Source organism: Alistipes shahii WAL 8301 (assembly GCF_025145845.1).
In the GTDB taxonomy this organism is placed as follows: Bacteria; Bacteroidota; Bacteroidia; order Bacteroidales; family Rikenellaceae; genus Alistipes; species Alistipes shahii.
In genome coordinates this window covers 277,046-294,699 of record NZ_CP102253.1, presented here as the reverse complement: position 1 = coordinate 294,699, position 17,654 = coordinate 277,046, and the positions used below count along the sequence as shown (strand labels likewise).

At 56.0% G+C, this 17,654-nt stretch carries 13 protein-coding genes; 5 read left to right on the top strand and 8 right to left on the bottom strand.

Annotated elements, in window-relative coordinates:
- Positions 1-114: 114 nt before the first annotated feature.
- On the bottom strand, positions 115-633 hold the full coding sequence (locus NQ492_RS01265) for a DUF3408 domain-containing protein (RefSeq protein ID WP_259873573.1): 519 nt from the start codon (positions 631-633) through the stop codon (positions 115-117).
- Positions 634-709: 76 nt separating this feature from the next.
- Positions 710-877: a hypothetical protein gene (locus NQ492_RS01260; protein ID WP_259873571.1), complete on the bottom strand. Its 168-nt coding sequence runs from the start codon at positions 875-877 to the stop codon at positions 710-712.
- Positions 878-1,062: 185 nt separating this feature from the next.
- Here NQ492_RS01260 and NQ492_RS01255 point away from each other — a divergent pair, with 185 nt between their 5' ends.
- The 5 genes from NQ492_RS01255 (at position 1,063) to NQ492_RS01235 (ending at position 4,366) form a co-directional block, all read left to right on the top strand.
- On the top strand, positions 1,063-1,566 hold the full coding sequence (locus tag NQ492_RS01255) for a hypothetical protein (RefSeq protein WP_259873569.1): 504 nt from the start codon (positions 1,063-1,065) through the stop codon (positions 1,564-1,566).
- The gene (locus NQ492_RS01250; protein ID WP_014774758.1) at positions 1,563-2,453 is read left to right on the top strand and encodes an IS3 family transposase; all 891 of its coding nucleotides are present in this window, start codon (positions 1,563-1,565) and stop codon (positions 2,451-2,453) included. The genes NQ492_RS01255 and NQ492_RS01250 overlap by 4 nt, the downstream gene beginning before the upstream one ends.
- 279 nt (positions 2,454-2,732) lie before the next feature.
- A complete protein-coding gene (locus NQ492_RS01245; RefSeq protein ID WP_259873567.1) occupies positions 2,733-3,155 on the top strand; it encodes a plasmid mobilization protein in 423 nt (140 codons plus the stop codon).
- A gap of 106 nt (positions 3,156-3,261) precedes the next feature.
- Positions 3,262-3,900: a relaxase/mobilization nuclease domain-containing protein gene (locus tag NQ492_RS01240; protein ID WP_254886404.1), complete on the top strand. Its 639-nt coding sequence runs from the start codon at positions 3,262-3,264 to the stop codon at positions 3,898-3,900.
- A gap of 22 nt (positions 3,901-3,922) precedes the next feature.
- Positions 3,923-4,366 carry a hypothetical protein gene (locus NQ492_RS01235; RefSeq protein ID WP_229028907.1) on the top strand — a complete coding sequence of 148 codons (444 nt, stop codon included), beginning with the start codon at positions 3,923-3,925 and terminating at the stop codon, positions 4,364-4,366.
- A 261-nt stretch (positions 4,367-4,627) separates the two neighbouring features.
- On the opposite strand, the gene NQ492_RS01230 is transcribed toward NQ492_RS01235, so the two are convergent.
- The 6 genes from NQ492_RS01230 to NQ492_RS01205 form a co-directional block, all read right to left on the bottom strand.
- The gene (locus NQ492_RS01230) at positions 4,628-6,820 is read right to left on the bottom strand and encodes a HEAT repeat domain-containing protein (protein WP_044054729.1); all 2,193 of its coding nucleotides are present in this window, start codon (positions 6,818-6,820) and stop codon (positions 4,628-4,630) included.
- A gap of 12 nt (positions 6,821-6,832) precedes the next feature.
- The gene (locus NQ492_RS01225; RefSeq protein ID WP_044054120.1) at positions 6,833-9,061 is read right to left on the bottom strand and encodes a HEAT repeat domain-containing protein; all 2,229 of its coding nucleotides are present in this window, start codon (positions 9,059-9,061) and stop codon (positions 6,833-6,835) included.
- 15 nt (positions 9,062-9,076) lie between these two features.
- Positions 9,077-11,272: a HEAT repeat domain-containing protein gene (locus tag NQ492_RS01220; RefSeq protein ID WP_015546539.1), complete on the bottom strand. Its 2,196-nt coding sequence runs from the start codon at positions 11,270-11,272 to the stop codon at positions 9,077-9,079.
- A 64-nt stretch (positions 11,273-11,336) separates the two neighbouring features.
- Positions 11,337-12,923 carry a DUF6850 family outer membrane beta-barrel protein gene (locus NQ492_RS01215; protein WP_015546540.1) on the bottom strand — a complete coding sequence of 529 codons (1,587 nt, stop codon included), beginning with the start codon at positions 12,921-12,923 and terminating at the stop codon, positions 11,337-11,339.
- A gap of 24 nt (positions 12,924-12,947) precedes the next feature.
- Positions 12,948-14,243, bottom strand: coding sequence for a DUF4876 domain-containing protein (locus tag NQ492_RS01210; protein WP_015546541.1), 1,296 nt, complete (start codon positions 14,241-14,243; stop codon positions 12,948-12,950).
- A gap of 21 nt (positions 14,244-14,264) precedes the next feature.
- Positions 14,265-17,111, bottom strand: a complete 2,847-nt coding sequence (locus NQ492_RS01205) for a TonB-dependent receptor (RefSeq protein WP_044054121.1) — start codon at positions 17,109-17,111, stop codon at positions 14,265-14,267.
- Positions 17,112-17,654: the final 543 nt, after the last annotated feature.

Below are 17,654 nucleotides of genomic sequence, written 5' to 3'. Positions count from 1 at the left end.
AAGGCGATATTCTGCGGCTCCTGACGATCCGGTTCTGATGTTCAGCCGCGAGCGGCCTGCTCGTTCGACGGCCCCTTCCGTCCTGCTATCTGGCGTCGAAATGCCTCCGCTTTTTCAAAACGGCCGTCTTTTATTTTTCTTTTCATGGAGATAATTCAGCTCGTCGCGGTAAATGTCCATGACGAACCGCAGCATATTGTCGACCAATGCCGTAAGCCTTGTACTCTCATTCCCTAACAGGTGGAGTATTTCCGATACTTTGTGCTTGGTTCGGGCGCTGACATAGATTGCCGAGCGGTTACGGCAATCCACCGGCGCGAAGAACGTGCGTTCGAAATCCGGCAGCGCGATCTTTTTACGCCAGAATCCGGCCGACTCCTTTCCAGTAGTCGTTTGGATGTCGACGTCTGTTTTCTCAGCAGTCGGTGCCGATGCTCCGGATACCGTTTCCGATGTGTTTCCCTCGGGAGTGTCCGTATCTTCCTCTTCCGGTTCGGGAATCCTGCGGACGACTTTCGAATCCAAAGGGGCCTGTCCGGCGATCATCTGACGCATCAGCTCCTCGTCGACTTCGATACGGGGACGCTTAGCAGGATTGGGTGCGGGGTTGTCTTTTTCCTTTAATGAATCCATGGTGCAACGTTGTTGAGATTGATTGTCAGCCATACGGGCATAGAGCATGTATGTCTGGTTTATTGGGTTAAACCATTCAAAATACCGTTTTCCGTTTAATGAAGTTTATAGCGGGATAACGGCCGGCGAATCCATAGGAACCAGTCCGGCGATCAGTCCGGTGCATCTGTTCCTCCTCGGCCTCGATACGGGAACGTTTCGGAGGATTGGGTGCAGGTTTGTCTGTTTCTTTCAATGAATCCATGGTGCAACGTTTTTGAGATTGATTGTTAGCTATACGGTCGTAAAGCGTGTATGTTTGGTTTTATGTTTTAAACCATTCAAAATATCGTTTTCCGTTTCATGCGGTTTATATCGGGATAATGAACGGAATAAGAAAACCGACCTTTCATGCTGCAAGATACAACCGGGTGAAATACCTTGGTTCCGATGTCCGCTCCAGACCGCTCCAGTCCGCACCGATGGATTTTTTTTGCCCTGTCCCGTCCTGAAAAAGGTTTACAGAAAAGAGTAAATCTTATGCAGCAAACAACGAATTCAGACTTATCGCGTCATTATTTACCGCGTCAGTTGCGTCATCTGATTTTACAGGAGTATTTGAGCGGAGTCAAGACGGCTCGCCAACTCTCCGAAGAACATGGTATTCCCATGTCTACGATTCATAAGATGGGTCAGCGCTGGAAAGCGAAAAATAGTTGTAGCTTTGTGAGTACCCCTAATCCTTATCCGATCATGTCCCGCGTTACGAGTGAAGAAGCCAGTGAATTATTATCCGAGAACAAAGCCCTTCGGCGGCGCTTGGAAGAGGCTTTATTACGTCTGGAAGGCTATGAGATCATGGGAGATATCCTCCAAGAAGAATACGGTATCGACCTGCTAAAAAAATCCGCAGCCGGACAGTCCAGCGTCTCAAAGAAAGACACACAGCAATGAGCCTGTCGTTTCTGTGCGGGTTGTTCGGCTATACCCGTCAGGCCTATTATAAACATTTACGGCGTAATAGGGAAGGATCCTTGTCCGACACCCTTCTTTTGGAGCGGGTGGGTTACTACCGGAAACTGATGCCCAGGCTCGGCGGTCGTAAACTGTGGCATTTGCTGCAACAAGACGGATTTCCGGTCAGCCGGGATCGGTTATTTACGCTGCTTTCGGAAAACAATCTTCTGGTCAAACGTCGGAAGAAATACAGCGTTACGACCTGCTCGCGGCACTGGATGCGTAAATATCCGAATCTGATCCGGGGTTTCGACCTCGAGCGGCCGCATCGTTTATGGGTCGGAGATATTACGTACATTTCTTTGAAAGAAGGATTTGCATATCTGGCTTTGATAACGGATGCCTATTCCAAACGGATCGTAGGCTATGATCTGAATACGACATTGGAACGGGACGGAGCGCTCCGTGCACTGAGGATGGCCATAGACCAGACTCCGCAGCAAAAACGGCAAGGGTTAATCCATCATTCGGACAGAGGATGCCAATATTGTTCGAAAGAATATGTGAAATTGCTGACCGATAATGGGATTCGCATCAGCATGACTGAAAAGGGCGATCCGTATGAGAATGCCGTTGCCGAACGGGTGAACGGTATTCTGAAGAGCGAATGGATCGACGAGGAATGTTTTGAAAGTTTTCAGGCAGCAAAAGAACGCATCGACCAGATCGTTATCCTTTACAATTCACTCAGACCTCATGCCAGCTGCGATTGGCTTACGCCCTTGGAAGCGGAACTTAGAACCGGGAAACTCAAACATCATTGGGGCCGAAAGACGGTTGTTCGGAAGGCATATGTAAACTTATATCAGGACAATATTTTTTGAACCAAAATGTTTATCTTTAATTATCAATCACTGTAAACCTTTTTCAGGACGGGACACCCCGAAACGGTTGTAATATTGCACCGGGAACCGACCCGGCTCCGGAAGCCGCAACGGAGGATTTTCGAAACTTTGGTCAGAGATTCTCCGGCGCGGATTTTTGTTGTCGCCAGACAACAGCGAGCTGTACCTTTGTATGCCGAAAAGTTTTTCGGCATATAAAGGTGCTCGCTCTGCGAGGCTGGGCGTTCTCCCGAGTCGCGACCCTTTTTTAAGCCATATATGGATACCAATCGTAAACAGACAAACAGAAATGCCCGGAAGCCTGAAACTGCGAGTTATAAGTACTCTTTCCGGCTCAATGAAGAGCAAAATATTCGCTTCAAGGAGTTGCTTTGTAAAGCCGGATCGGAGCATAACCGCAGCCGTTTTATCGTCAAAAGAATCTTCGCCGAGGAGTTCGTTGTCGTCAGACGCGATCCGTCGAAGACGCAGTTCGTCGCCCGGCTGAACGATTTTTATTTCCAGTTTCAGAAACTCGCCAACAACTATAATCAGATTGTAAAGGTCATCAATGCGCACTTCTCCAACATTGCAATCCCGCATCAGATCGCCGCATTGGAACAGCGCACGAGGGAATTGAAAGCCTTGAGTATGGAGATTCTCAACCTCGCAAAACAAGCTAAGGAGTGGTTGCGAATATAAGATCGGGTTCCTCGCCCGGTGGAGCGTTGTATTATAACAAGGAGAAAGTGGATAAGGATGAAGCCGAGGTGCTGCTTTGGCAGAAGATGCTCGAACCATACGATAAATGCGGAGCCTCGATATTGACGCCTGCATGGAGAGTTTTATGCCGTATCTCGAAGCCAACAGAAGGACTACCAATACGGTGTTCCATGTTTCGCTCGACCCCTCGCCAGAGGATAAGCTGACCGACGAACAGCTCAGGAAAATCGCCTGTGAGTACATGGAACGCATGGGTTACGGCAAACAGCCTTATATTGTTTTCAAGCACAAGGACATTTCCAGAGAGCATCTCCATATCGTGTCGCTGCGGGTCGATGAGCAGGGCCGCAAACTCCCGCACGATTTCGAAGCCCGGCGCTCGATGGAGATTCTGCGTGACTTGGAGCGCAAATACGGCCTGCATCCGAGTGTCAAGGGAGAGGAGCAGGCCGACAAAGTGGGATTGCATAGGGTAAACTACAGAGAAGGCAATGTCAAGCAGCAGATCTCGTCCGTTGTGAGGTCGTGCCTGCGAAATTACAAATGCTCGTCCTACGGAGAGTTTTGCACACTGCTGGAACTGTTCAACGTCTCGGTCGAGGAACGCACCGGAACGATCGACGGAAGAAACTATGCAGGTAGTGTCTCGGGCTCTGACCGACGACGGCTACGGCATCGGCACGCCATTCAAGTCGAGTCGTATCGGAAAGGATGTCGGCTATAAGGCCCTTCAAAAGTATTACGGGATGTCGAAAGACAACCTGAAAAAGCCGGGCGCGCTCGATCGTCTGCGGCAGACGGTCAAAGACGCCATGAGCCCGCATAACACACGGGACGAGTTCCGACAATTGCTCAAAGCGGAAAGTATCAACACTGTTTTCCGGATCAACCCCGTAGGAAGGGTTTACGGCGTAACGTTTATCGACCACACCAATGGCATTGTCGCCAACGGTTCGGTGCTGGGAAGGGAGTTCTCGGCCGGTGTTTTCAACGAGCTGTTCCCGACCTCCCGAAAAGAAACACTGCATACCGCAGAACAGCACGCGGAACGCCAATACGAACAACGAAGCCGCACGGCAAATCCTGTCTCAGGAGTTGTCGACACGTTGTTGGACTTGGTCGATGCGCGGGCTTTCGAGGAACAGCAAAGAATCCAGCGACGGCGGAGAAAAAGGAAACTGCATCGATAATAACTAAAATTGAATTCTGATTAGGCAATCAAACCGTAATGTATAAATAGTCAAGACTTATTCTGACAGTTGAATCACTATCGGACAAAAACTGTCGGATTAAGTCTTGACTAATTCTCGTTGAGTATAATTATTACTCGTTGTTCCTATGCTGTCACTGTCATGCCATGCATTGGCGAGTAATGGAAACCCTCCGGCATTTCATCTCATAAAGAACCGAAAGCTGCGCGGATTTTCTGGGAATTTACCATTATTCGCTTTTTAATAAGCTTCTAACCGTTTAGATGTGCGTTGGGTCTGTTCAAAAATTGTTCGGGGCTGTTCACTTTGAAGCAGCCGTTCGCACATGGCGGAGATTATGGGGCGCTGATAGGATCGTCCGAACCATCCCAACGCCTCGACGGCCGCTACGCGCAGCGGCTCTTCGAGCGCGGCGTCTTCGGCCAGGGCGATCAGTTCGGGTACGCAGTAGTGGTGGCGGTAGAGGCGGAAATAGGTGATTTCGCTCAGGCGCCGCTTCATCTTGTTCTGCGGGTCGCGGATGAATTTGAACGTTTCCGTCTGTTCGGCCTGCTTGTCGGCTATGCGCTTCAGCCGTTTCTGTAGCGACTCTTCGTTTTGGTAGAGTTCGTGTTTGGCCGCGGACTGACGGCGGAGCTCAGCGCTCACGGCGTCGGGATTCATGAACATCATGTTCTCATCGGCATGGTAGGCCACGCGCAGCGAGAGTTCGTCGTCCAGCAGCATCTCGACGGCTGCGGGAACCAGCTCGTCGTCGCCGCAGTCGCCGATCCACTGCGACACCAGACGGCGCACCAGTTCGTAGCTGTCGCCCGCCGCCTGCACCAGCATCGCGTTGAAACGCGGCGAGCGGCTGGTGCTCATCAGCCTGAGGGCTTCGAGACGCACCAGTCCGTAAGGAGATTCGGCGACCCGTTTTTCACACAGGTCGGCGGTCTTGTCGTAACCGTTGTCGGCCAGCTTGCGCAGGGCGATGGCCTGCACGTCGGCGGGCATCGTTTCGGCGGCCATCCGGAGCCAGTATTTGTTGTCCGATGCTTTTGCCGTGAGTGCCGTGTTTAGGTCGGTGCCGGGCAGCGCCCGGTTGATGAAACGGTAGGTCGGGTCGCCGATCAGGTGTGTTTCGAGGTAATGCACGTGGCGTCCCCACTGTCCGATGCGCACGCCGCAGTCGAGCAGTCCAATATAGCGGTCGGGCCATTTGTCCTGCAGGGCGTTGACCGAATTGCCCTGGGTGACGATGCAGTCGCCCGGACCGAAGATATAGCTCGCGGCGATGCACTCGTCGAGGTGGAACGAGCCGTTGTAGCAGGCGTCGAACATCACCATACGGGGATTCATCGGCCGGTTGTAGAGGTCTTCGATGTGTACGTCCATGGCCTGGTCGAGCAGCGAATCGGCCGTGTGCAGCGAATCGGAGAGCTGGCACCACGCTTCGGGCACGCCGTAATAGGCGATCAGCTCGGCCTTGCGTTTTTCGGGGTCTTTGTGTCCGTCGATTTTGCTGCGCAGGAACCGTTTGATGTTCTCGATCGAAACGTTCATGCCCGAACCGTTTCGGTATCCGTTCAGGTATTGCGTGTCGGGAGCGCCGTGGTGGTGGCACAGGGCGACATCGACGCCTTTGCGGGCCATCTTCTCCAGCAGGTAGGGCTTCATGGGCCAGCGGCTTTCGAAATCATAGAAACGCACGGTGCTGCCGGTGCGGAAAAGTGCGGGCAGCTGTTCGCGCAGCGCGATCTGCTCCCCGGCCCAGGCTTCGGGAGCCTCGGAGTTGTAGCCGTGGCCGCGGAAAACGAACAGGTTGTCCAGCTCGTTCTGTTCGGCATGGGCCTTCACTACCTTGCGCAGGTAGGCACGCAGCAGTTCGTCGGAATCCGCGCCTTCGCGTTTGGGCGGCTTGATGCGGGCCGAGTAGATCGGCGACGCGATGTGCTGGCGCGATTCGGGCGAGAGCGAATAGTAGAAATAAAGCGGTTCGTCGGCGTCGCGGCGCAGGAACTCGAATTGCAGTTCCGGATCGTCGTAATAGCGGTCGGAGGGGACCGACGAATCTTTCCAGTCGCGGTCCTGACTGCTCTTGAACGCCGATGTGAGATGCTGTCCGTCGCGGATCATGGCAATGGGGATGTCGCCGACGAACACCACGCCTTCGAGGGGCGGCTGCGCCTCCGTCATCCGGATGATCTCGCTGCGCACGCTTTCGGGGTTCTGCCACTCGTCGATGAGCAGGTAGGTCCCCAATCCGTCGCGCTCCACGGCGGCGCGGTAGGCGTCTACCTCGGCGGCTGCGGCTTCATAACTCCGGCTGTCGATGAAAATGGCGAACGTCGTGGGGCTTTTCACGCCGGGACGGACGATCCGCGGTGCCGCTGCAAGCGACAGGGCCTGCAGGCAGACGGCGATCAGTAAGACGATTCTTTTCAATTTCATGGTCATGTCGGATTATCGGGTCGGTACGGATACGGTGCTTTCGAGCCGGATCGCGGTTTGCGTCAGCTCGTCGCGGAGCTCTTTCTCCAGGTTTTTGTCGGCGGCTGCCTGCCGGCAGGCGTCGATGATCTCGGCACGGCGCGGGGTATGCGCGAACCAGCCCAGACACTCGGCCGTGTTGACCCGCAGTTCGAGGGGCTGCGAAGCGTCGGCCACGAGTTTCAGCAGCTCGGGCACCAGTTCGTGGTAGGTGTTGTTGCGCATCGAACGGATGGCCGAGATGCGGCTTTTGAGCGTTTTGCCGTTGAAAAGCTGATTCCGCTGCCGCTCCTTCATCGCTTGTTCGCCGGCGACCTCTTCCCAGAGCTCGGTGAATTTTGCCTCGCTGTCCGCATACGGCGAAGCCTCGACGGCCGTGCGCAGCGCCTGTTCGACCTCTTTTTCGGGGAACAGCTCCAGCCCCTTCATGACAATGTAGGCTACACGCTTCGATTCGCTGTCGTTGACATAAGTATCGGCCAGCGCGGGCAGCAGCTCCAGACGGCTCGACTGCCAGGCATAGGTCGCAGCGTTGCGGCGCAGCAGTTCATAACGGTCTTTCAGTCCCCGGATGATGGCTTGCGCGAAGATCTCCTCGTCGCCGAAGCGTCCGATGAGTTTGAGGCACTCCATACGGGTCGTCGCCAGCGGCGACTGTTTCATGAACTCCAGCAGTTCGCCCGCCGAGATCGCACCGGCGTCGGTCAGCATGCGCAGCGCGAGGCTCTGCACGTCGGCCCACGGGCTTGCGAGCAGGCTGCGCCAGTAGGCGGCGTCTCCCTTGCGGGTTGTCATGTCGGTGGCCAGCGTATTCGGCTCGACGGGCTGGAACCGGAAGGCCGGGTCGCCGATGATGTGTCCTTCGAGCGATGCGATCAGCCGGTTATACTGCCCGACACGCACGCCGTGTGACAGCAGGCCGACCAGCTCGTAGGTCCAGCGGTCCTGCAGTACGTTGACCGTATTGCCCTGCGTGGCCACCGTGCGGCCCGGGCCGAAGATGTAGTAGCCCGTGATGTAGCCGGGTTTGTGGAACGAACCGTTGTAGCAGGCGTTGAGCATCACGAAACGCGGCTGTGCGGCCAGCGTCTCGAGGTCCTCGAGGCTGACGATCGTCTGGTCGCCCTTGGCCTTCGTGTCGTCGTCCGCCTCCGTCTTTTTCGTTTCGAAGAAGGCGTCGGTCAGGTGGTATTTCTCCTTGAAATACTGTTTGGCGCCCTCCACGTCGGCTTTGTCGCCCTTGCGGCGTTCCATATACAGGGCGATCATGACTTCGGCTTTGAGCTGGCTGTACTGGCCGTCGAAACTGTCGGGTTCCGTCGTATAACTGCCGACGTGCTGTTTGTCGGGCGAACCGTGCTCGTTGAAGAACATGGCATCCACCTCCGGGCGCACCAACTCGTCGAAAACCCGGTATTTCATGTAATCGTCCATCCGGAAATTGAGCTGGCGCAGGTTTCCGGCCTTGCGGGTGTCGGTCAGCGGGAAATTTTCGTCGATGGCAACGCGCTCGTCCATCCAGCAGACCAGACAGTCGGAGTTGTATCCGTCGCCGGCGTAGGTCACCAGATTGTCGAGTTGGTCGACTTTGCCGCGTTCGGCGACGACCTTTTCCAGATAGCGGGCAATCCCTTCGTATTTGTCGCCTCCGAGCTGTTCGGGATAGCGGATGCGTCCCGAATAGAAGGCCGGGTCGAGCCGCTGCGGCGAGTCGCAGGCGAGGTTGAAATAGGAGAGCAGACGGTCGGTCGTGTCGCGGGCGATCAGCTCGAACTGCAGGTCCGGGCAGTCGTAGTAGCGGTCGGAGGGGACCGACGACTGAATCATCGGGAAATTGTCCTCGTCCATTTTGAACGCCGTGGTCAAGTGCTGGGCATTGCGCACCATGGCGATCGGAATGTCGCCCACGAAGACCACGCCTTCGAGCGGCGAGCGTTTGGCGGTTTTGCGCATCAGCGCGATGAGTTGTTCGCGCACCTGCTCGGGGGTCTGCCAGTTGTCGCGGAGAATGTAGGTCGAGAGTCCGTCGGCCTCCAGGACATCGCGGTAGGCATGAATCTGGGGCGCCGTTTTGTCGTAGGTCGCCTGATCGACGACGATTGCGAACGCCGTCGGCTGTTTGCTGCGGGGCTTTTCGACTGCGACTTTGGCTTGCAGGATGAATGGCAGCAGCAGGACGATTGCCAATAAATATCTTTTCATAGCTTTCATTACGGATTATTTCTTGGATTCTACGCGGTTAATCATGCGCTGCACCTCTTTGGCCAGTTCCGGTGAACAGTTGCCGCGGGCGAGCAGTTTGCGTCCGGCATCGGCGATTTCATGGCGCCGCACCGAGAGGTTGAACCACGCCAGCGCCTCGGCCATCCGCACACGCAGAATCTCGGGAACCTGCTCGTCGCCCAGCAGGGTGAGGTATTCCGTGACGTGCTGGTGATAGGGGCGGTTCTTGAGGAAACTGATGCGGGCCTGCCGCCAGCGGGGCTTGCCCTGGGGGTCGAGAATCTCCCGCGTCGAGGACTCGCCGGGCGAGAGCTCGTTGCGCTCGATGAGTTTGTCGAGCAGCTCCTGTTTCTCCTCCCGGGCATGGTAGAAATTCTTGTCAGCGAAATAGGTCTCGATTGCCTTTTCGACTTGCTGTTTGTCGAAGCAGCGGATCGCCTCGCTGATGTTGAAAACGATGCGGGCGGCATTGCGGTCCCTGACATATACGTCGATGAGCACGGAGATGAACGCCTCGTCGCCGATACGTCCCATGCGTGTGACGGCGATACGGCGCAGGAACTCGAAGCGGTCGTAGGCGGCCAGCATCAGCGCCTGCTTGTATTCGGGGCCGTTGAGCGACTCGAGCAGCCGGAAGGCGTTGTAACGCACGACGCTGTAAGGCGACTCGGAGCACTTGTCGAGCAGGATGGCGGGCAGCTGCGGGTAGTCGTTTTCCCAAAGCCGGATCATCGCCAGGTTCTGGATGTCGGGTATGGCATTGTCGAGTTGTCCGAGCCAGAAGCCGTTGTTGCGCTTCAGCGCCATCGAATTGATGTCGAGTTCGGGATGGGCGGCCTTGAAGCGGTAGGTCGGGTCGCCGATCACGTGCGACTCGAGGATGTGGATGTTCTTGGCCCAGGCGCCGATGCGCAGCCCTTCGCCCAGCAGTCCCAGCAGGTCGAAAGCCGACTTGTCCTGAAGCACGTTGACGCTGTTGGCGAACGTCGTGACGCAGCGTCCCGGAGCCATGATGTAGTGTCCTGCGATGAAATCGTCCTCGCGGTAGTCGCCGTTGTAGCAGGCGTCGAAGACCACGAAGCGGGCATTCGGGGCGATGGCTTCGACCTCTTCGAGGATGATGCCCGTGCGCAGGTCGGCGATCGAGTCGAGACGGAGCATTTCGGGCTCCTCGGCCCGGTTGTACCACGTGGAATCGAGTCCTTTCTCCGCGGCGCGTTTGGCGGCCGATTCCCGGCCGCTGCCGGGACGGCGGGCCAGTTCGCGCAGGCTGCGCTGCATCTCGGCGGCGGCATCTTCGGCCGATTCCACATAGGGCGTCCCCGAAAGGTACTGCCGGTGGGGCATTCCGTGTTCGTGGAAGACCATCATGTCCACGTCGTCGCGGCGGACCTCGCGGATGAGCGACTCCTTGACGAAGGGCTGCATCGAGTAACGCAGGAATTTGGCGTTGTGGGTGCGGCTGAACACGTTGCCGAACTGCTCGTCGAGCAGCTGCTGTTCATCGCGCCAGGCGATGAGCGAATTGGAGTAGGAGCCGTGGCCCGTGTAGGAGACGAACTGGTCGAAAGGCGTCGCGTCGCGGTGTTCGGCCACGGCTTTCTCCAGGTAACGGGCAATCTGTTTGTAGGGATCGCCGTAGGCTTTCTGCGCCTTGATGCGGCCCGAATAGATGTCGCAGGAGATGTACTGCGGCGAATCGGGCGACATTTCGTAATAATGAAACAATCCCTGCGAGGGAGTGCCCTGCGGGACGAACTGCAAATCGAAATCGTCGTAAAAGCGGTCCGAAGGAACCGAGGTTTCGTGGAGCGGGTGGTCGCGTTCGTCCATTTTGAAGGCCGAGGTGAGGTGCTGCGCCTTGGTGATCATGGCGATGGGCACGTCGCCGATGAATACGCATCCCTCCAAAGCGTTTTCCGCATAAAGTTTGCGCAGGACGTCACGCACCTGTTCGGGCGTCGTCCAGTCGTGCGAAACGATGTAAACGGGCAGTCCTTCGGCTTCGAGCGTCTGTTTGTAGGCTGTCATTTGGGGCCGGCATTCCCGGGCGGTTCGGGAGTCGGTGATCACGGCGAAGGAACTCGATCCCTGTATGGAGGGGTTTTCGAACGTCTGCGATCGTCCCGGCGCGGCCGAAAGCAGCAGAACTCCGGCCAGCAGGACAAAAAACGGTTTTCTATAATTCATATGGAGCAGTTATTTGAAACCCTCCGGGGAGGATATGTGTCGTCCTCTCCGGAGGGTTCCAGTTTTAAAACATCAGTCCGATTTTAAAATTGGCGTAAAAGCGGCGGTCGAACAGGTCGCGGTGGTCGTCGGCACGCACATAGTCGCCCGAGGCTGCGGCAAAGACCGAACCGCGGCCCTTGAACAGCCGGGCGAACGAATAGGTGATTTCACCGCCGAACGCAGCGTATCCCGACCCGAGGTAGTAATAGTCGCGGAGCGTGAAATCGGTGTAGCATTTCGTGTCGGCCTTGTAGCCGTTGTAGTCGATGTCGCTGCTGTTGTTCATCTTGTAGGAGGCGCGTATTCCGACGAGCAGCGAGTGCTTTTCGTTGAAGATGAAATTCTTGCGTCCGAAGATGCCGATCTTGCAGTTTTCGATGTCCTGGGTGCTGCGCGGGAAATAGTAGATGTCGCTGAGCTTCTCGGTGGAGAATTCGACGCCGGCAGTCCAGTTGTAGGAATCGCCGCGGGTGGTGCGCATATACTGCAAACGCCCCTCGAAACCGGCCTTCGAGCTGTTCGAACGGACGGATTTCGATTTTATGATCCACTTGGCGACCTCGAAGGAGTTGTCCCACTCCTGTACATACTGGATGCCGTCGATGCTGCGGTCGCCGTAAGCGGCATTCAGGAAGAACGTATTCTCCTTCGAAGGCTTGTAGACGGCGTTCAAGCCGATCGACCAGCGTTCGTCCCGGGTCGTGCCGACCATTTTGGGCGTCGTGTAGCTGTTGGTGACATCCTCTATTTCCCGGGTGTACTTGCCCGATACGAGCAGGCGCAGTTTTTGGGTCGTGAACGAGTACTGGCCGCCAACGCCCATGCAGTTGGCGTTGTAGATGCGCTGGTTGTCATCCGTGCTGCTGGAGATGGAGGCATCGACGTAGAATCCCGGGAAGTTGAAAATATAGACCGGGTTGGTGCTCATCGAGATTTTATTCGAGGCGGTTCCGTCTTCGCGCCGGGAGTAATACTGGTAGTTAGCGCCGATGGCGTGCTTGCCCAGCGTGACGGTCACACCCGGTTTGATCTCGAATTTCGAAAGGCTGACCAGCGGACGCGGGTCGTGCTGTTTGGCGCCCTGGCCGTTCTGATAAGTGGCTTCGATTCCGAAGATCAGGCGGTCCCACAATTTGGGCGCCGCAGCCTTCACGGTCATGTCGTAGAGCTGGTTGATCCATTTGCTTTTGTAGGTGTCGGCGATGAAGAAGGGCGTGCCGCGCAGCGGGTCGATCAGCGAGGCGTTGTACTCGGCATCGCGCAGCTGGTCGCGCGAATATTCGAAACTACCCCAGATGAAAGCGCCCTTGAGGGCCTTCATCGTGCCGCCGCCGTCGGTGAAGAAGCGGTACCCGGTGTTGTGTTCCCCCTCCTGCGCCCGTTTGAACGAACCTTTCTCAATATCGTATCCCAGTCCGACCTGGCTGTAGTAGTCCATCTGGTCGAGCTGGATGCCCGACGCGTTGTCCGAGTAGCTGAACTGGAGACTCTCGCTTTTCAGCCGTTCGACGGAGGCCTCGGTATTGATCCGCTGCGCCGAGGTGCAGAGCGGCGCAAGGGCCGCAGCCACGAGGCATCCCGTCAGTTTGATGTAGCTATATTTTATCATAACTCATTCGATTTAGGGGGATTATTATTTCAGGGACCAGTTCCAGGCGGGCATCTTTTCGCCGTTGCGGCGGAACTGCGGGACCTGCGTTTCGAAATCTTCCGTCGAGTTGTTCGTGTCCTGGTAGATCGGGGTGCCGTCGGGCCGTTGGCCGATCACTTTGCGGCACACGCTCTTGCCGACGTAAATTTTCTCCGTCGAAGCCGCTCCGGCGTCCACGAATCCGGGAATACGCTTCATGTTGAGGCTGTTCGATGTCGGGAGCATCTCCACGCCGTCGATCAGCTGTTCGGCCGGAATGCGGACGTACTCCTGCGTTTTGCCCACCTGTCTCTGGGTCGTCTCTCCCACCACGCCCGTATTGATGGTCGGGAATTCGAGATGCTTGCCGGGCTGGTAGATGCAGAGTCCCGGACCGCTGACGGTGTTCAGCCACTGCAAGGTCACGATGTATCCCGACCAGAAAACGTACTCGAGATCAGGAACGTCCGGGTTGACACGCTGCGGATTGCCGGCCCACGTTTCGAATTCGGACAGCGAAGTGTCGATCAGTCCGCCGTATTTGCTGTGGTCGGCATGGTTCGCGGCCTCCTGGGTGATGATGAACGATTCGCCCGGCTTGAGCGGGTAGTCGGTTCCGTTACCCGGCAGCTGCCAGACCGTCACGGCATAGACGTAGTTGTTCAGTCCGTCCTCGGCGGGCCATTCTGGGAGCGTCGCCGTTGCGAATTCGGGCACGAGACGCGCGAAACAGAGGTGGTCGAGGTAATAGGTCTCGTCGCCGTTGTTGTAGATTTCGTAGAACTGGTCGCGGAAATAGGTCGCCTGCGTCTCGGGATTGGTGCTTCCGCAGTAGAAGATCTGGCTGAAGCAGAGCGGGCCCACCATGGCGGGACGGATGGCGATCGAGAAGTCGTTCGACGCCTCGGCCTGTTCCGGCGTGATGTCTTTGGTGATGGCTTTGTTCTGCACCGATCCGTTCAGGTAATAGGTATTGCCTTCGGATTCAGATTCGCCGAATACCGAGATCGTGTAGTTGCCCGGTGCGACCTCGGTTTGTGCGATGCCGTTCTCGTCGGTCAGCGTTTCGATGACGGCGTCCTCCTCGAAATTGGTGAAACGGACGGTGAGCCCATCCACCGGGAAATCCGTGTTGATGGTACCGTTGCCGTCGGCATCCACAAAGCCGGTCACGGCCTTGACCTTGAAGGAGACGTTCAACGGATTCACAACATCGGCCTGGCTGGCGGAGTCCATCATCTCGATGCACGAACAGAGCCCTGCAGCGGCCGTCAGTATGGCTATATATGTCTTTTTCATGGTTGTACTTGCGTTGTAGGGTTATCGAATCTTGACAGACAGCGCAGCTCCGAAAAAGAAGGTCTTTGCGTTGCGCCGGGTGTACTTGCCCGGATAGACTTTGCTCTCCCAGATCGGCGTGCTGCGGAACATATTGTTGGCGAAGAACGAAATGCGCATGAAATTGCGGATTTCCTTGGTCAGATTGATGTTGATACAGAGTATCGGGGGCATCGAACTTTCGGGAATCAGCCGGCGTGCGTCGAGGCGCCCGCGCATGTCGAGGGCCTGGAACTCCTCTTCCCCGATGCGCGAAGCGTCGAAATCATACACCTGACCGTCCAGGCGCGAGATGTATTTCACAGGGATCGAGTCGTTGCCGTAGGTGGTGTACTCACGCTCCTTCCATTTGACGCTGGCTGTCAGCGTGACGACGAAACCGATTCGCGGAATGTTGTGCGTGATACGCAGGTTGGTCGTCGTTGACGACGAATGCTCCGCCTTGTTGCCCGGTTCGAAGACGCCCATGTGGGGATAGGAACCGGCTACGCTGCTGCCTGTCGTATGGTTCGTGAACGTGTAGTAGTTCTTCCACGATTTGTACTGCGTCCAGCTTCCGTTCAGTCCGAACGAGGTGCGGATGGAGTTGATACGTCCGAAATCGATGTCGAACTCGACGCCCCGGCTGTTATAGGCAAAGTAGTTGGTCGGGATCGAATACTGGAGCAGGATTTTGTCTGACGACTTGAGCGACAACTCGGGCATATCGGTCTCATTGGCCGGTTTGGCCGCCGAATACTGATTGTAGTCCACGCATTTGAAGGTGTCGAACGTTGCGCTGGTCATGTAGCCGTTGCGGGTCTTGTCCTCGTAATAGGTGACTGAACCGCGCACCTGCCCGATCTTGAAATCGACGCCGACCTCCCATTTGGTGGTTTTCGCCAGTTCGAGATCCGGATTCTCCGCCGAATAGACGTGCGTCGTGGCGATCTGGAATTTCTGGGCGTCGCTGAAGCCGCTCGCCGTGGTGTTGTCGAAGTTCAGGATGTCGAAATAAGCGTTGTCGGGATAGAGATAACCCAGCGAGGGGGCTTTGTACGTGATGCCGTAGCCGCCGCGGACGCTCAGTTTCTCGGGAATCAGGTCGTAGGAGGCGTTGATACGGGGTGCGACGCCTCCGTCCATGTTGTAAATATGGTCATAGCGGACGCCGGCGACGATTTCCAGCTTGCGGCGCAGGATGTCCATCGAGAAATACTCCTCGGCGAAGAGGCTGAACTGGTGCATGAACGGCACGTCGCTGAAAGCGCGTTCGCGCTGGGTGGTGAAGTTGGTGTTGACCGAGCGGCGCGGCGGAGTCTCCGGATCGAAGACCTTGCCTTCGCCCAGGTTGCCCGTGGCGCGGTACTCGCCGCCGATGATCAGCCGGTGGTGAGTGCGTCCCAGGTCGCCGGCGAAATTGGCCGACAGCTGCGCGAAGGTGTTGAGCTCCTTGCCGTACAGGTTGTATATGGCCGTATAGTCCGACGGCAGGCGCCAGGCTTTGCCGTTCTTGTCGGCATCGGGGATGTTCGTGATTTTCGTACCGTCGGCCAGGTAAATATCCTGTCCGGGCATGCTCGAAAGAATGGCTCCGTCGGTTTTCGAGGTGGAGTAGGTCCAGTCGGAGTTGGTGGCGAACTCCTCCCGGTACGTTTTTTTGTTCGTATAGTTCGCCGAGACGGTGTATTTGAGGTTTTTGAGCCAGTTCTTGTTGAAATTGAACGACCCGTTGGTGTTGAAGCGCAGGCCCAGGTCGCGCTGGGTCATCAGGTCCAGATCCCTCGCGTCGTCGGGATTCGGTTCGGCCTTGTCCTTGGTGTAGAACAGGTTGAACGAGGTGTTGGTGGACCATTTGCCGACGGTGTTCGAGTAGCTTACGCGTCCCGTCACACGGTTGTAGGTGTCGTATCCTTCGGTCGGATCGTATTGGGCGAAGGTGTAGTCTACGCCGTAGTTGAGCACGCCGGCTTTACGGCCGAGGCCCACGCCGTGCGATACGGAAGCCATGTAGACATTGGGATTGACATCCAGCTGGATCGACAGCGGCGTGCGTCCCGCCTTGCTGTTGACAATGACGGCGCCCGAAGCGATGTCGCCGTACTGGGCCGAGGCAATACCCCGGATCACCTCTACCGATTCGATGTTGTTGGTGGTGATGGTTCGCATGTCGACGCCCGAGTTGGGGGTCGATATGCTGGGCCCTGCGCCGGCTCCCAACGCCAGCGACAGGGTCTGCATGTTGGCGTTGTTCGAAAGGGGAGCGCCGTCCATGATGATGGCCGTGCCGAAGCTCTGGCCGTTGCGGACGGAGAATGTGCTGACTTTCTTGAGGGCGATCTCTTCGGCCGTGCGTGTGCTGGCGCCCGGAAGGAGCGACATGATGTCGGCCAGCGATGTGGCCTGAATGTGCTCCATGGCCGATTTGGAAATCTTCGAAGCGGTTGCCGCACCGGTCTTTTTCGACTCGGCCGACACCACGATGTTTTCCAGATAGAACGAGGTGGCCTTTAGGGTGAATTTGAGCGAGTCCCGTGCGGGAAGCTGGATGGTCTGAGACAGCGGCTCGTAACCCAGAGAGCTGATCTCGACCTTGTATTTCCCCGGATTGGAGAGTTGGATTTCGAACCGGCCTTTGACGTCGGTGGTCGTTGCTACGCCGATTTCGGGCAGGGAGACAACGGCGTAGGCCAGCGGAGTGATCTTAGAATTTCCCCCCCCCTCAGTTTCCGAGGCTTGGACCGTGCCGCTGAACGAGATCTTACCTTTGCCCTGCGCCCACACGGAGGTGGCACCGTAAAGCAGCAGCATACTCGTTAACACACTTAATTTGGCGAAAAAAACCTTCATAAGCAGAATGTTTTGGGTTAATAAATGATTCTTAAATCTTCCGGATGCAAAATCTTAGCAATAGAACGGATTGTATGCAGACTCCGGAGGGGCAAGAATTTTGCGATTTTCGCGATGCCAATATAATGAATTTTTTTTAATAACTGCCCGAATGGACTATTTTTACCAACAAATAGGTATGTTTGAGAGCGTCATATGGCACATTTTTTCGCACTCTTTTTATAATGAATAAATTTTCCCTCTATTTTGCAAAGCTCCTTTTTCTGCTCAGGGCGGGGTAGATTATGATACCGCTGGTGTGTCTATTTGCAGGAGTAGCCGATGGGAGAGAGTCGACGGACTTTACAGTGCCATGTTCGATCATGTTTTTTGATGCTGAATAACTTCAATTTGTCCTCGGACGAAAGAACCCGACAATTGTACGTTGCCATGACAATGGGCTCCATGGGTTAGAATGCCGCCCTTTTTAGCAAATTTGTCAAATCCGTATTTTTTTCGTATCTTGCAATTAGTTATTTGAAATGCGGTATTTGAGCGCAAAAA

Coding starts and splice junctions, on each gene's coding strand:
- NQ492_RS01265 (WP_259873573.1), bottom strand. CDS start 633: ATGGATTCATTAAAGGAAAAAGACAACCCCGCACCCAATCCTGCTAAG.
- NQ492_RS01260 (WP_259873571.1), bottom strand. CDS start 877: ATGGATTCATTGAAAGAAACAGACAAACCTGCACCCAATCCTCCGAAA.
- NQ492_RS01255 (WP_259873569.1), top strand. CDS start 1,063: ATGTCCGCTCCAGACCGCTCCAGTCCGCACCGATGGATTTTTTTTGCC.
- NQ492_RS01250 (WP_014774758.1), top strand. CDS start 1,563: ATGAGCCTGTCGTTTCTGTGCGGGTTGTTCGGCTATACCCGTCAGGCC.
- NQ492_RS01245 (WP_259873567.1), top strand. CDS start 2,733: ATGGATACCAATCGTAAACAGACAAACAGAAATGCCCGGAAGCCTGAA.
- NQ492_RS01240 (WP_254886404.1), top strand. CDS start 3,262: ATGCGGAGCCTCGATATTGACGCCTGCATGGAGAGTTTTATGCCGTAT.
- NQ492_RS01235 (WP_229028907.1), top strand. CDS start 3,923: ATGTCGAAAGACAACCTGAAAAAGCCGGGCGCGCTCGATCGTCTGCGG.
- NQ492_RS01230 (WP_044054729.1), bottom strand. CDS start 6,820: ATGAAATTGAAAAGAATCGTCTTACTGATCGCCGTCTGCCTGCAGGCC.
- NQ492_RS01225 (WP_044054120.1), bottom strand. CDS start 9,061: ATGAAAAGATATTTATTGGCAATCGTCCTGCTGCTGCCATTCATCCTG.
- NQ492_RS01220 (WP_015546539.1), bottom strand. CDS start 11,272: ATGAATTATAGAAAACCGTTTTTTGTCCTGCTGGCCGGAGTTCTGCTG.
- NQ492_RS01215 (WP_015546540.1), bottom strand. CDS start 12,923: ATGATAAAATATAGCTACATCAAACTGACGGGATGCCTCGTGGCTGCG.
- NQ492_RS01210 (WP_015546541.1), bottom strand. CDS start 14,243: ATGAAAAAGACATATATAGCCATACTGACGGCCGCTGCAGGGCTCTGT.
- NQ492_RS01205 (WP_044054121.1), bottom strand. CDS start 17,111: ATGAAGGTTTTTTTCGCCAAATTAAGTGTGTTAACGAGTATGCTGCTG.